This window comes from Prevotella multiformis DSM 16608 (assembly GCF_000191065.1).
Taxonomy (GTDB): Bacteria; Bacteroidota; Bacteroidia; order Bacteroidales; family Bacteroidaceae; genus Prevotella; species Prevotella multiformis.
The window spans coordinates 863,971-878,679 of record NZ_GL872283.1 but is presented as its reverse complement, the minus strand read 5'-3'; the positions used below and the strand labels follow the sequence as shown (position 1 = coordinate 878,679).

Genomic DNA, 14,709 nt, shown 5'->3' with positions numbered 1-14,709 from the left:
CCTTTTATCTTGCCTACAGGAGAAAAGTCTTCCATCTGAATCCTGCAATTTGTCATTCACATCTTGTGACGTTTTCAGAACGTCCACTTGGCCGCCACCGTCGGGATGGCATAGAAGCGGTTGTGCTCGCCGCGGTCGTTCCAGACGAAGTTGTTGCTGATTTCCACCTCAGAACCCAGAGAGAGGTTCACGTTCTTCATGCCTTTCAGCGTGTTGAGGTTGAACCAGAACTGCGGTTCAGATACCATGATCAGCTTGCCGTTCACGTCCGGATCGTACCAGACATCACAGAACCCGCTGAAGGTACAGAGGCCATGCGCAAAGGTTGTTCCCCACACCTCCGTCAGCTGGAAGCTGTTGTAAGGATGCGCGCCCGTGTGGCCGTTCTTGAAATAATACTTATACATCAGCTGCACGCTGAACGTCTTTGAGAAGTCTTTTGAAGCCCAGTTCCATGCGCCGCCCAGAAGCACGGAGTGCTGGTAGCGGTTACCGTAGTAGCCCCCGGGAGTCTCGCCGGAACCTACGCCGCCGTTGTATTCCACGTGGGCAGCCCACTGCTTGTTCTTCGTGAGGTTGAACTCACGGGCAATCTCCCAGTAAGCACCGATCGTACCGTCGTTCTTGTAGTCAATGTCGGTGAACATGAAGGTGGAACCCCATGTGTCTGGCTTGAACATCTCAACCGTCGTCGTCACCGTCGTACGCGATGAGAGGTCGTTGTAGAGATTGTGACCAAGGTCGTAATGGAGCTGAACATTCTGTGCCTGCGCACCGCTAAAAGCTGCTACCAGAAGGATAGCGAGGGAAAAGAATCTTTTCATGTTGTTTATTATTTTACTATTTAAAACGGCGGCAAAGTTACAAAAAAAACTTAAACCGTCCATGTAATAACAAAAGAATCGTTAACTTTGTAGCTGTATGAGAATAGACATCATCACCGTATTGCCGGAGATGCTGGAGGGATTTGTCCACGAGAGCATCCTTGCCAGGGCAGAGAAAAAGGGACTGGCAGAGATCCGGCTGCACAATCTCCGTGACTATACGAAAGACAAATGGCGGCGTGTAGACGACTATCCGTTCGGCGGACAGGCGGGCATGGTCATGCAGATCGAGCCTATTGACAACTGCATCGCCGCCTTGAAGGAAGAACGAGACTATGACGAAGTCATCTTCACGTCACCCGACGGCGAGCCGTTCAGCCAGCGTATCGCCAACGACCTCTCCATGGGAGGAAACCTCATCATTCTTGCGGGGCATTACAAAGGCATTGACCAGCGCGTACGCGACCACCTCATCACACGGGAGATTTCCGTCGGCGACTTCGTCCTGACAGGCGGCGAACTGCCGGCAGCCATCATTGCCGACGCCGTTGTCCGGCTTGTCCCGGGTGTCATCAGCGACGACCAGAGCGCACTTTCCGACTGCTTCATGGACGATATGCTCTCCGCCCCCATCTATACCCGTCCCCGCAGCTACAAGGGGTGGGAGGTGCCCGAAATCCTGCTCAGCGGGAACGAGGCGAAAATCAGACAGTGGGAGTTCGACCAGGCCATGGAGCGTACCCGGCGGCTCCGTCCCGACCTCCTGAAAGAGCAGGAAAAATGATCCCTTATTTTTCAATTTTCTAATACAGCTACTTTATGTCACAAATGAAAGAATTACCACAGGTGGGCTTCTCTGAAGCCGCACAGAACTTTTTCAGGAAGTGTTTCCAGTTCAAGGGACGCATCCGCCGCTCAGAGTACTGGTGGGGTGTTCTGATCGTCCTTCTCGCTTCCATCGTCCTTTCCTTCATCCCGATTGTCGGATGGATCGCAACCTTCTTCCTTTCCATAGGCGGAATATCCATGCTGTTCCGCCGTCTGCACGATACCGGCCGCAGCGGCTGGTGGTGGGGCTGCCAGACAATCATCGGACTGGCTGCAGGCGCACTCTTCTTCTCCGCCATCGATTTCCATGCTTATATGACGGCGGCACAGTCACAGGATATGACCAAGATGATAAGGGTGCTCTCTGCCGGCATGGCGGGCAGTACAGGCATCTTGGCCTTGCTGCTTTACCTGGTCAATGGGGCACTGGGCATCGCCATCTTCGTATTCACTCTCCTCGACAGCAAGCCGGAAGACAACAAGTACGGAGAGTCGACCAAGTATGTCATGGAATAAGCCGGAAAGGAAAAACGACAACGGGATGACATGAGCGGGTGTGCTGACCTGTCAGGCACCACATTCCCGTTCATTCGGGCAGAAGGGTGTGTCAAAATGCAGATGAATAACTTGACGACTTTCAAACTATAAGCAGGTTTTTCCTACAACACAGAAAAGACCATTTCTTTACTCAAAATCGAGTACAGAAATGGTCATTTTCAATGAATTGTTTCAAACTGTAAGATTATCAAAATGGTAATTGTATTTTGACACACCCTCCCTGTTTCCGTGTTTACCGGTCTCTGTATGCCCGCCGTCCTGCATACGGCGGTTCTGCCTTGAACTGACCATTTGGCATACCGTACAGAAAGACATATCTATTCCATCCAGTTAAGAGGCTCTATGGGGCAATGTCCTGTCCGGGGTTACGCTTCCTGTTGCCCCCCGGCAACCTTACCTGACCTTATCCACCGGTATGAAAGGGAGCGACGGACAAGTCCGGGCACTTCGCGCCACAGACAAAAGAGACACATCCTTTTCCCTGTCGCTTTTGCGGAGAAGTCTCCCCCGACAGGCAGGTCAACAGAAAAAGCTCAGGAGCTTTTCACAGAAAGGTTAAGAGCTTTTTGCAGAAAGCTTAAGAGCTTTTCACGGAAAGCTTAGGAGCTTTTTGAAAAAACCTGAGAACTTTCGGGAGGCAGATCGCCCATCTCCTGCTCCATGCGGTCATGCCATGGCGATATAGACGGCACACAGGGCCAGTGCGACGGCACAGGCCATAGCCGTCTGCCGCTGGTAGTCCGTGAAGAATCTGCGGAGGTAACTGCCTGCCAATATCCACAGCAGATTGGCTCCCGGCCCTGCTATCAGCAGCCAGGCCCCGACAGCAAGCAGATCGGTCAGCCTGCTGCTGTAAGGCAGCACAAACGTACCGAACGCGGTCAGGTCGAACAACAGCATCTTGACATTCGTCATCTGGACGATCATCCCGCTTGTGAAACTGCAATCGCTGTCTTTCTCCTTCGCCTGTCCCCTGCTCTTCCCCACCTTATACGCCAGATACAGGATGTATGCCGCCCCGGGATATTTCAGATACGGTATATATTCTGCAAAGGCGAGGCCTATCCAATGCGCCAGGACGGCCATCAGGCACACGGCAATGGAAAAGCCGGCCAGCAGTCCGGGCCACATCACCAGCGACGGTTTCCTGCCATACTGCAGCGACATGGCAAGAGAATAGATGTTGGCAGGACCGGGCGTATAACCAATGATCAATATCTGCAGAAGCAGACCGGGAAGGAGCGTAATCGGCATATTGCATTCATATTGTTGACGGGCACAGCCCGCATGGAGAGGATGCGGCAGGCTGTCTTGACACTGCAAATCTACAAATAAAATCGCATGCTGCAATGTTTTTCTCCCGGCGATCTGCATCTTTTTCCTGTCCGGCACACCTGCCTGGCCGTCCGCTGTTCCCCCGAAACGTTCTGTGCGCTTTACATTTTTATAGGGGCAGGACTTGTCCAGTCTATTATTAATTGCTACTTTTGTATCTCGTTATCAGCGAACAGAGGCAGATGATGTTCCCACACATCACCCGCCTACGACAAAGTCAAGAAACAGGATATGCCATTAAGATTACCGGCCGGACTTCCCGCCATCGACATCCTGAAACACGAGAACATCTTTCTCGGGGATGGAACACAAGGACAGACGAACAGCGAACGACGGCTCCGCATAGCCGTGCTCAACCTCATGCCGCTGAAGGAGACGACAGAGACCGACCTCGTGCGCCTGCTGTCCAACAGTCCGCTGCCGCTGGAGATCAGTTTCATGAAGCTCCGGAGCCATGTCCCCAGACATACTCCGGCAGAACACATGGAGAAGTTTTACCGTGACTTCGAGGAACTGCGCAAGGAGCGTTTCGACGGGATGATCGTCACCGGTGCTCCTGTGGAGGGAATGCCTTTCGAGGAGGTGGACTACTGGGACGAGCTTACGGCGGTCTTCGACTGGGCACGGCGACACGTCGCCTCGACACTGTATATCTGCTGGGCGGCCCAGGCCGGGCTCTATCACTTCTACGGTGTCAGGAAGCATCCGCTGCCCAAGAAGATGTTCGGTATCTTCCCGACCGTGGCGTTGCAGCCCGGACTGCCGATCTTCCGCGGGTTTGATGATGTCTTCCGGATGCCGCAGAGCCGGCATACGGAGATACGGCGGGAGGACATTGACCCGATAGACGACCTCGAGGTAATTGCCGAGTCGGCGGAGAGCGGCGTGTCCATCGTGATGTCATGCAGCAAGCGTGACTTCTTTATCACAGGACACCTGGAGTATGCACCCGACACTCTCGACAAGGAATACCACCGTGATCTCGGCAGACGGAACGACGTGGAGGCGCCCCGGCATTATTATCGTGATGGCAATCCGGAGAACGGACCGCTTGTCAGCTGGCGCGCACATGCCAACCTGCTGTTCTCCAACTGGATCAACTGGGTGCTGCGGGATGGACATTGAGGGAATGCAGCCTTTCCGTCCCTTCCGTCTCACCCGACGGTCTCCCTCCGCCGACATCCGGCACAGCCCCTCCCTTGCCTCCACCCTCATCCCCCATCACTCAACTCCCATCGCAAATGCTCCCATCATCCAACCACCCCACTTCAATTGAACTGCTTGCCCCCGCCAAGAACTTAGCGTGCGGCATCGCCGCCATCGACCATGGGGCAGACGCCGTGTATATCGGGGCTTCCCGCTTCGGTGCGCGACAGTCGGCAGGCAACAGCGTAGAGGACATCCGCACACTGTGCACGTATGCCCATCAGTACGGTGCAACCGTCCACGTCACCCTCAACACGATCATCTACGACGACGAACTGGCAGACACGCTTTCCCTCGTCCGCGAACTCGTCGATGCCGGCGCGGATGCCTTTCTTCTGCAGGACATGGGCCTGATGACCGAAGTGAAGAAGATCGTTCCGGACACGGTAGCCCTCCACGCCAGCACACAGTGCGACACCCGCACGGCAGAGAAGGCCGGATGGCTGGTCAGGCAGGGCTTCGACCGTGTCGTACTCGCCCGCGAACTCTCCGCCGACGAGATAAACAAGATTCACAGACGGCTGCCGTCACTTGAGCTGGAAGCATTCGTACATGGCGCCCTGTGTGTCAGTTATAGCGGCATCTGCTATGCTTCGCAGTATTGCTTCGACCGGTCCGCCAACCGCGGGGCCTGTGCCCAGTTCTGCCGGCTGGCCTTCGATCTGGTGGACTCGGACGGCAGAACCATAGAACACCAGCGTCATCTGCTGTCGCTGAAGGATATGTGTCAGATCGACAATCTGGAGACGCTCATGCGTTCCGGTGCGTGCGCCTTCAAGATAGAAGGCCGTCTGAAGGACATCAACTACGTGAAGAATGTCGTTTCGGCCTACAGCCAGCGAATTGACGAGATCATCCGCAGACACCCCGGCGAGTTCCGCCGTGCCTCCCTGGGACATGTACGCTATGCGTTCACTCCGGATCTGAGAAAGACATTCAACCGCGGCTATACCGACTACTTCCTGAAAGGGCGGCAGGCGGATATCTTCTCACCCGACACGCCCAAGGCATTGGGAGAATTTGTCGGCACGGTAAAGGAAATCCGCCGCGACAGCTTCAATGTAGCCGGTACGGCGGCCTTTGCCAATGGGGACGGACTGTGCTTCCTGACAGGTGGACGCACAGACGGACCGGCAGGCAGACGGATGGACGGCCCCGGTCATTCCTCCCCCCGTCTGGAGGGCTTCCGCATCAACCGGGCCGTGGGCAACCGGCTTTATCCGTTCCAGATGCCAAGAGGACTGAAACCCGGCATGGCACTGTATCGCAACCAGGATCAGGCTTTTGACAGAATACTGGGCGGAAAGACTGCCGAGCGCAAGATTCCTATAAAAATACGGTTCGGGGTCAGAACCTCTGCCCCAGCCCCCGCGACAGAGGCCTTGGAGAGCCATGGGATCATATGGGTGAAGGCCGAGATAAGGCACGGGGAGGAGGCAGCCGAGGCATCGACTTCCTTTCCCCTCCAGTCTGCCCGGAAGCCACAGCATGACAACATCGTCAGCCAGCTTGCCAGACTGGGCAATACGGTCTATACCTGTACAGAGGTGGAGATAGAGGACAGAGCAGACAGGTTCTTCCTGCCGAGCAGCGTGCTGGCCGAACTGCGGCGTATGCTGGCAGGCCGGCTCGACGCGCATATCCGGTCGATGAAGCGCATGGCCGTCCGCCGGAACTCCGCCCGTGACGGTTCAGACAGTACATCCCTGTTCGCAGTGGCCAATCCCTCCCAGTACCGGAAATTCCCCTACCTGTACAACATCTCCAACGACGCCGCACGCAGCTTTTATGCACAGCAGGGGCTGCCGGAGGCACATCCGGCCTTTGAGACAGGTCACTCCGGCGATTCTCCGCTCCTCATGCAGTGCCGGCATTGCATCCGCTATTCGCTCGGCTACTGCACCAGACGGGGCGGAAAGCAGCCGACGTGGCGGGAGCCGCTCTTCCTTGTCCTGCCCGACAGACGGCGTTTCCGGCTGGAGTTCGACTGCAAGGACTGTCAGATGAACCTTCACCCGGCATAGAGGAAACACCTCTCCGCTCCCTCCGGAACAGATGGGAAATATAGACCGACAACTTCACCGTCCGGCCTTCTCCTGCAGGAGGCCCAAAAACCAACAATATGCGTAGACGTTATTCGCTGCTCCCATTACTTCTCTTAGGAATCCTCCTGTTGACGACAGGCTGTTATCACAAGAAGACCCCTTCCTCTTTCCGTCTGCCCGACAGCATACAGGAAGCCCAGATCTCCCGCCACCTGCAGGCAGGCGACGACTCGCTGGCAAAGCAGAGTGACAGTACGAAAGACAACTGGCAGGGGACGGCAAGCAGGGTCGATTCGCTGTCCTTCCGCGTGAAGCACCACTATTCACAGGGATTCAATTTCATCGTCACATCCGACTCGCTGATGCTGCTTCGCCAGCAGCCCGAAGAAGCCGTGAACCGGATGGAGACCGACTCCTTTGCCGTAAAGAAAGGAAAGGGAATCGTGGTGGCCGACGTGCGTATCCTGCCGGATGACAAGCAGGATTCCGTCTGGTTGGAGATCGCCACAGAAGACTATGCCTTTGGATGGATACACGAAGGACGCCTCCTGAAGCAGGTCGACCCGGACGATCCCATCTCCCAGTTCATCTCCACCTTCTCGAATATCCACCTGCTCATCTTCCTGATCGTCATCTCCATCATAGCCATAGGCTATCTCGCCCGCAAGATCCTGAAGCAGAACGCACATATCGTACACTTCAACGATGTCAATTCCCTGTACCCCACCCTGCTGGCCGTCATCGTGGCACTCTCGGCGGCTTTCTATGCCAGCATACAGCTCTTCGCACCGGAGACGTGGCGCGAGTTCTATTTCCATCCGTCGCTCAATCCCTTCTCCCAGCCCCTGCTGCTCAACATCTTTCTGGTACTCGTATGGGCCATGCTGATCATAGCCCTGGCGACAATAGACGATGTGCGGCGGCTGCTGCAACCGGCCGAGGCTATCCTCTACCTCTCCGGTCTGGCTGCGGTGTGTGCCGTCAACTACATTGTCTTTTCGGTTCTCACCTTATATTATATAGGCTATCTGCTGCTGCTTGCCTATATCTACTATGCGTTCCGCGTCTATTTACGCCATAGCAGCGAGACCTACTGCTGCGGGAACTGTGGCAGACGGCTGCATCGGAAAGGCAGATGCCCGCACTGCGGGGCCGTGAACGAATAGCCGCCCCCTTCCGCTCCCGGAGCGTCAGCAGGGGCAAACGTGAAGACCAGACGTGGTGAACGGATAGCCTTCCGCTCCCGGAGCGAGGGTGACGTGCCCGGTCATATTCCTAACAAATAAGGATTGTACATGATGCTTTTTCTTCTTACCTTTGCAGCGTCAACGTATTGTAAAACATTATAGAATAATATGTTCAAGTCCAGATTAGGTATTGCGCTCTTGATGGCCGCAGCCTTGCCAGCGGGAGTACATGCTGATAATACCATTGAAAAAGGAGATACCTCCAGAGTGTATGACATCGACGAAGTCGTCATCATCGACCAGCCCAAGGAGGCTTTCCGTCTCCGGCAGCAGCCCCTGAGCAGCACCTCCTTCAACGGTGCGCAGCTGCAGAGCCTCAACGTGCAGGACGTGCGGCAGCTGTCTGCCTTCGTGCCGTCGTTCGCCATGCCCGAGTATGGAAGCCGCTACACCTCTTCCATCTATATGCGCGGGATCGGTTCGCGCGTCTACTCTCCGGCTGTGGGAATCTATGTGGACGGCATGCCCGTCCTGTGCAGGAGCGCCTTCAACTTCCACGTCTATGATGTCGACCGCGTGGATGTCCTCCACGGACCGCAGGGGACACTTTACGGCATGAACACCGAGGGCGGCCTGATGCGCCTTTACAGCCGCAGTCCCTTCCAGTATCAGGGCACGGACGTGAAGTTCTCTCTGGGAACCAGATTCCTGCGCAAGGTCGAGGCGAGCCATTATGAGCGGCTGAACGACAGGACGGCTTTCTCGCTGGCAGGATTCTATGGCGGACAGAACGGCTTTTTCCGCAATCAGTTTGACGGAGGCCGTGCCGACCTTATCAACGAGTTCGGCGGAAAGGGACGGCTGCTGTGGCATCCGACCGGCCGTCTGGCCTTTGACTTCTTGGCTGATTACCAATATACACGGCAGAACGGTTTTCCGTATGGCCAGCTTGTCACCGAAGACGAAATCGCCGCCGCCCCCATCACCTCCCCGCTCTATGGACTGAAAGCCGGGACACAGTCGCCCGACCAGAACCGGCAGAGCAACTACCGCCGCAACATCCTCAACACGGGGGCAGGCATCAAGTACACCGGAAACGGTTTCGACGTGAACTCCATGACCTCGTGGCAGTATCTCCATGACTATATGCTCATGGATATCGACTACCGGCCGCAGGACTTCCTGCATCTCATCCAGCGTCAGCACGGAAACATCCTCTCGGAGGAATTGTCCGTCAAGAGCCGCAACGGCAGCAGGTGGCACTGGACCTTCGGCGCTTTCGGTTCTTACCAGTGGCTGAAGACATCCGCCCCCGTCTACTTCGACAAGGACATGAACGCCTTTCTCTCCAAGACGATTACCGATTATGCCTACAACGGCATACTCAATTCCATGGCACGCGGCATTGCGCAGGGAATGATTGCCAGAGGAATGTCCAAAGAGGCCGCCGAGGCCGCTGCCCGCGCGCTGGCGGCCGCCAATATCGCCCGGACAGGAGGCGTCAACATAGACATGGCCATGGACCCTGTCCCGGGACTCTTCCGCACGCCGACATTCAATCTTGGCGTTTACCACGAGAGCAACATCGACCTCACACCGCATCTTACGGCGACGCTCGGTCTCCGGTACGACTACTCCCATGTGGCCATTGACTATGAGACCTCGGCCCGTGTAGCCTTACAGGAGCATGTATTCGGAGTGAACATCAGCCCGGTCATCACCTCCCGGCTGAACCGTCACGAGCACGACCACTTCAACCAGCTTCTGCCGAAGGTCGGGCTGACCTACCGCCTCCCGGACGGGAGCAACGTCTATGCGACGTGGTCGAAGGGCTACCGGGCCGGCGGATACAACTTCGAGATGTTCTCGGATGTGCTCCAGACGGAGACCGCCAAGGCTGCGAAGGCCGCCCGTGCCGACCTTGACATCGCACATGACGAGGCGTATTATGAGCGCATTGCAAAGACCATCGAATACAAGCCGGAGACAAGCTGGAACTACGAGGCGGGCACACATCTCAACCTTCTCGACAATCAGCTTCACCTCGATCTTTCCGCCTATTACATGCAGATCCGCAACCAGCAGCTCTCCGTCATGGCTGGCAACTACGGATTCGGACGTGTGATGACGAATGCCGGGCGCAGCCATTCCTGCGGTCTGGAAGCCACACTCCGGGGAGGAGCACTGGACAACAGGCTCGCCTATGCGGTCAGCTATGGGCTCACGAGCGCACGCTTTGACGAATATACGGATTCTGTCGCAGGAGGCGGGACGGTCGACTACAAAGACAAGCGGGCGCCTTTCGTGCCACAGCATACGTTGGGGGCAAATGCCGACTATCGGATCGACGTTGACCCGGCGGCCTTGCTCGACCCGTCCAGCCGGTTCCATCTGCGCAGCGTCACAGTGGGCATGAATCTCTCCGCACTGGGCAAAATCTACTGGGATGAGCAGAACACCGTCAGCCAGAACTTCTATGCGGTACTCGGCGCCCACGCCGATGCCGACTTCGGCCCTCTGCACATCAACCTGTGGGTACGCAATCTGACCGACACGAAGTATGACACCTTCGCCGTACAGAGCGCGGCGACCGGCAAGCGTTACACCTTTGCCCAGCAGGGCAACCCCTTCCAGCTGGGGGTCGACTTCAGGCTGCATTTCTGACGGTCCCCCGCATCCGGCATGTGTCCATCGGGAAAACCAGATGACAGCCGGAAGGACAGCCGTCATCACAGCGTGAGACAACGTCCGTGAAGCCGGAAGTACATCCATAGGCATGTTCTGGAAATTCCACGTCGGTCTGTCAATGGCGGGAATCTTGCCAGCCCTTTGTGCCTATACTGTTAAGAATTGAACGCAAAAGACCGTCTGCTCCGGTGGGAGTACTGACGGTCTTTTGCGTTCTTCCGTTCCATGCGTGGATGCTTTCCGTATAGCTTTAACGGGAGAACCGGAGTGATTCATTCAACAGAAACATGGCCAAGACGGTCAACTGTCTGTTCTGTTATCCTCCTCCGACACAAAGCCCTTTTCATTTTAACACGTGAGACCACAGATAAGATTTTGAAAAGTCATTACATAATTTCAAACCAATCACCTACGAATATAAAAGACACATACAAAAAGGCAGGTCTGTAACCAGCAGTCAATCAATTGGTTGTCAAGTCGTTTGCAAAAGGTGCTTGATTGGACTTCAAAAGGGCGTTAATAACACGGTAATAGAGCACCAGTTGCAGGTCAATCAGGCATCTTTTAGAAGCCAGAAGAGCATGTGTCAGCTTCGAGCTGCACAAAAATGTTTACAAACAGCGATGGCAAGGGAATAAATCGGGGTCTTCCTGACGTTGATATTCTCTCCCCCGAATGGTTCCGCAACGAGAGAAGAAGCAAAATAAAAGAGAATCTGCAGAAATATGATTCAAGGCACGAAAACCGCACGGATAATCATTAACTTTGCAACAGAATAAGAAATAAAAGACAACAGACCTATGACGGAACAAGAGTTAGCCAACGTGATTTGGGACATCAAAGAAGTCATCCGCAACTACTATGACGACTCCGAAGTGGAGGATGTCATCCTGCCCTTCACGCTGCTTCGCCGATTGGATTGTGTGCTCGAAGATAAGTACGATGTCATTCTCGAGGCACTCGACGGCACGCCCGCAGAGATGCGGAAATACAAACTCGAGTCCTTGATGCGGCAGAACGGCCTCACCTTCTTCAATCTGTCGGGACTGTCATTGAGGAAGCTGCTCAACTCTCCCGACCAGATCGGCGATGCCTTCAAGACTTATATCGAAGGCTTTACGCCGAACGTGAAGGACATCCTTGCCAACTTTGTACACGAAGACGGCGACAGCGGCATCGTCGACCTGTCGAAGATATACGCCCGGCTTGAGCGTGGCAACAAGCTCTTTGCGGTTGTCATGCAGTTTGTTGAGAAAGCCGACCTCCACCCTTCCAAGGTGAGCAACGCCATGGTCAGGAATTTCCGAACATCTGCTGCTGACAAGGCTTGACAAGATTATCTCACTTTTATCAAATATCTGCATCAGGAGTGTAAACGCCCGATGCCTTAAACCTAAGATTGTAATAACATATATGAATGGTACTAAACAAGTGGTTACCGGCAAATTCCTACAAATTAATTGACGACCCATTATATATAGAAGATAACAAATGACGGATTTAAACAGAAATCTTTTTCTCTGCGGAAAGGCTGCACTCCCGTGTATTACCTTTGCACTCGCAACATAAACAACAACTTGAAAGGATAGAATTATGAAAGAACTAAAATGCCCTAAGTGTGGAAATGTTTTCAAGGTGGATGAGGCAGACTATGCTTCCATTTTGAACCAAGTAAAGACGAAGGAAATCGAGGCTGAGGTGAAGCGGAGAATGACTGAGACGGAGGAGCGCAACAAAGCTGAGCTGGCGTTGGTTACCACCAAGACGGAACAGACCTTCCGGAACAAGCTGTCGCAGAAAGAGCAGGAGCTGATCCAGAAGGCAGCTGAGATAGAACGACTGAAAGGTGAGAAGGACAGCGAACTGTCCCGGCAGAAGGCTGAGATGAGTGCGGAGATTGCCAATCTGAAGGCTAAGCTGGAGGGGATAGAGTCGCTGAAGGCAAGCGAACTGATGGCTGCATTGTCTGAGAAGGATAAGACAATCAGTGAGTTGAAGTCAGAGATCAGCCAGAATGGAGACAAACTGCAGTTGGCACTGATGGAGGAGCGCAACAAAGCACAGAGAGATGTGCAGGAAAGAGAAAACAAGATCGTGAAACTGCAAAGTGAGATAGAGCAGGAGAAGAGCAAGGCACAGCTGCATGAGGCAGACCTGCAGAAGCAACATGAGAATGAGTTGCGTATGAAGCAAGAACAGATAGACTACTACAAGGACTTGAAGACGAAGATGTCGACGAAGATGGTGGGTGAGACCTTGGAGCAGCATTGTAGTATTGAGTTCGAGCGTTATCTGCGTCCGCTGATGCCGAATGCTTACTTTGACAAGGACAATGATGCGAGCGACGGTACGAAGGGCGACTTCATCTTCCGTGACAGTGAAGACGGGACGGAATACATCTCGATCATGTTCGAGATGAAGAACGAAATGGAAACCACTGCCACTAAGCATAAAAACGAGGACTTCTTGAAGAAGTTGGACGAGGACAGGCGGAAGAAAGGATGTGAGTATGCCGTGCTGGTGAGCCTGCTGGAGGCTGACAACGAGCTGTATAATAGCGGCATCGTGAACAAGAGCCACGTCTATCCGAAGATGTATGTCATTCGCCCGCAGTTCTTCGTGACGTTCATCACGCTGTTGGTACAGGCATCGAAGAGTGCCTTGGAATATAAGAAGCAGCTTGTCCTGGCACAGAACAGGGAGGTGGATGTGACCAACTTCGAGACGAAGATGGAAGACTTCAAACAAAAGTTCAGCAAGCATTACGAGCTGTACACCAGGAAGTTCCAGGATGCCATCGCGGACATTGACGCTACAATCAAGAAGCTCCAGAAGGTTCGTGCAGAACTGGTCAGCAGTGAGAACAACCTGCGTCTTGCCACCCAAGACACTGAAAACCTCACCATCCGCAGGCTCACCTACAATAACCCGACGATGAAGGCAAAGTTTGATGAGGCTCGGAATACACAGACTGCTGTGGAAATTCGGTAAGACGGCCATGGGTGTATGAAGTTCCTGCTCATCGGGGCTTTGCCGACGGATCCTTTCAGGCCCGCTTTGCGATGGACACCCTTTCCGTTGGCTATGTAAATCCCGCTATCAGGGCTTACCGTGGACTTCCACCCGTTATACCAATGCTCATGCCGGGCATACCAAAAGAAGAGGGTGTGTCAAAATGCAGATGAATAACTTGACGACTTTCAAACTATAAGCAGGTTTTTCCTACAACAAAGAAAAGACCATTTCTTTACTCAAAATCGAGTACAGAAATGGTCATTTTCAATGAATTGTTTCAAACTGTAAGATTATCAAAATGGTAATTGCATTTTGACACACCCTCTTCTATTTGTCTGCATGCCCCCTGCGTTTTCCCTGCAGGTGCGAAACTACAGTCTGATTTTGCCGACCAGTTTCCTCTGCCTTCCATCACCTATAACGGGCGCATGGGCATCCTCGGGGAAGAAGAGAACAAACAGTCCCGGCCGGACCTTGAAATATTCTTTTGCCTCCTGTGTATAAAAACCGCAATCGGTATCGGGGTTGTAGGCTATGTCGGGGATGCCCAGCCCGGAGACCGGTGTCCAGCCCATCGTCTCTTCCTTCAACAGAGGAACCTGCATGTCAATGTATCTCCTGTGAAATTCCAACCGCTGTCTGTCTTTTGTCTTCAGTTCTACTTCATCCAGATTGATGAACAAACCTCTGCCGTCAAGCGTGATGCGCCCCGCTTCCTGCCCGCTGAAATCGTGGTGGAGAACATACTCCATCAGTTCCTTCATCTTCGGATGCAGGCCATAATACCGGCAGGCTGCGTTTAAATCTGCTATTACCATCTGTTCCTTTTCTGTTGGTTGTCCGTGCAAATATAGGCATTTTCTTTCTGATGGCAAAGGAAAAGCACCGGACATCTTTCGTCCTGACTGTACGGGAGCGGACTTTCATTCCATTGCAGTCTTTCATCTTGGCAAGCGACAATGGCCGATTGTCTGAACCTGACAAAGAAACAAAAATGCGTTAAATTCCAGTCCTATATAAGGG

At 53.9% G+C, this 14,709-nt stretch carries 11 protein-coding genes; 8 read left to right on the top strand and 3 right to left on the bottom strand.

What is annotated here, in order from left to right; all coding sequences use genetic code 11:
• Positions 1-74: 74 nt before the first annotated feature.
• Positions 75-824, bottom strand: a complete 750-nt coding sequence (locus HMPREF9141_RS08855; protein ID WP_040554742.1) for a nucleoside-specific channel-forming Tsx family protein — start codon at positions 822-824, stop codon at positions 75-77.
• 97 nt (positions 825-921) lie between these two features.
• On the opposite strand from HMPREF9141_RS08855, the gene trmD reads away from it, so the two are divergent.
• Together trmD and HMPREF9141_RS08845 are read left to right on the top strand one after the other, a co-directional pair.
• Entirely contained in the window at positions 922-1,608 is a 687-nt protein-coding gene (gene trmD / locus HMPREF9141_RS08850; RefSeq protein WP_007368362.1) for a tRNA (guanosine(37)-N1)-methyltransferase TrmD, read from the top strand.
• A gap of 35 nt (positions 1,609-1,643) precedes the next feature.
• Complete coding sequence (locus tag HMPREF9141_RS08845) at positions 1,644-2,168, top strand: DUF805 domain-containing protein (protein ID WP_007368361.1); 525 nt, start codon at positions 1,644-1,646, stop codon at positions 2,166-2,168.
• A gap of 708 nt (positions 2,169-2,876) precedes the next feature.
• Here HMPREF9141_RS08845 and HMPREF9141_RS08840 read toward each other — a convergent pair.
• Complete coding sequence (locus HMPREF9141_RS08840) at positions 2,877-3,464, bottom strand: LysE family translocator (protein WP_040554741.1); 588 nt, start codon at positions 3,462-3,464, stop codon at positions 2,877-2,879.
• 312 nt (positions 3,465-3,776) lie between these two features.
• Here HMPREF9141_RS08840 and HMPREF9141_RS08835 point away from each other — a divergent pair, with 312 nt between their 5' ends.
• The 6 genes from HMPREF9141_RS08835 to HMPREF9141_RS08810 all read left to right on the top strand — a co-directional run bounded on the left by HMPREF9141_RS08835 (position 3,777) and on the right by HMPREF9141_RS08810 (position 13,662).
• On the top strand, positions 3,777-4,670 hold the full coding sequence (locus HMPREF9141_RS08835; RefSeq protein WP_007368358.1) for a homoserine O-succinyltransferase: 894 nt from the start codon (positions 3,777-3,779) through the stop codon (positions 4,668-4,670).
• A gap of 116 nt (positions 4,671-4,786) precedes the next feature.
• Positions 4,787-6,775 (top strand): peptidase U32 family protein, encoded by a 1,989-nt coding sequence (locus tag HMPREF9141_RS08830; RefSeq protein ID WP_007368357.1) that lies wholly within the window; start codon positions 4,787-4,789, stop codon positions 6,773-6,775.
• Between the two features lie 98 nt (positions 6,776-6,873).
• A complete protein-coding gene (locus HMPREF9141_RS08825) occupies positions 6,874-7,962 on the top strand; it encodes a hypothetical protein (RefSeq protein WP_007368356.1) in 1,089 nt (362 codons plus the stop codon).
• A gap of 189 nt (positions 7,963-8,151) precedes the next feature.
• Positions 8,152-10,647 (top strand): TonB-dependent receptor, encoded by a 2,496-nt coding sequence (locus HMPREF9141_RS08820; RefSeq protein WP_007368355.1) that lies wholly within the window; start codon positions 8,152-8,154, stop codon positions 10,645-10,647.
• A gap of 824 nt (positions 10,648-11,471) precedes the next feature.
• Entirely contained in the window at positions 11,472-12,002 is a 531-nt protein-coding gene (locus tag HMPREF9141_RS08815; protein WP_007368352.1) for a type I restriction-modification system subunit M N-terminal domain-containing protein, read from the top strand.
• 262 nt (positions 12,003-12,264) lie between these two features.
• Entirely contained in the window at positions 12,265-13,662 is a 1,398-nt protein-coding gene (locus HMPREF9141_RS08810) for a DUF2130 domain-containing protein (RefSeq protein WP_007368351.1), read from the top strand.
• A 395-nt stretch (positions 13,663-14,057) separates the two neighbouring features.
• Here the strand turns inward: HMPREF9141_RS08810 and HMPREF9141_RS08805 are convergent, their stop codons facing one another.
• A complete protein-coding gene (locus tag HMPREF9141_RS08805) occupies positions 14,058-14,504 on the bottom strand; it encodes a NanQ anomerase/TabA/YiaL family protein (protein WP_007368350.1) in 447 nt (148 codons plus the stop codon).
• Positions 14,505-14,709: the final 205 nt, after the last annotated feature.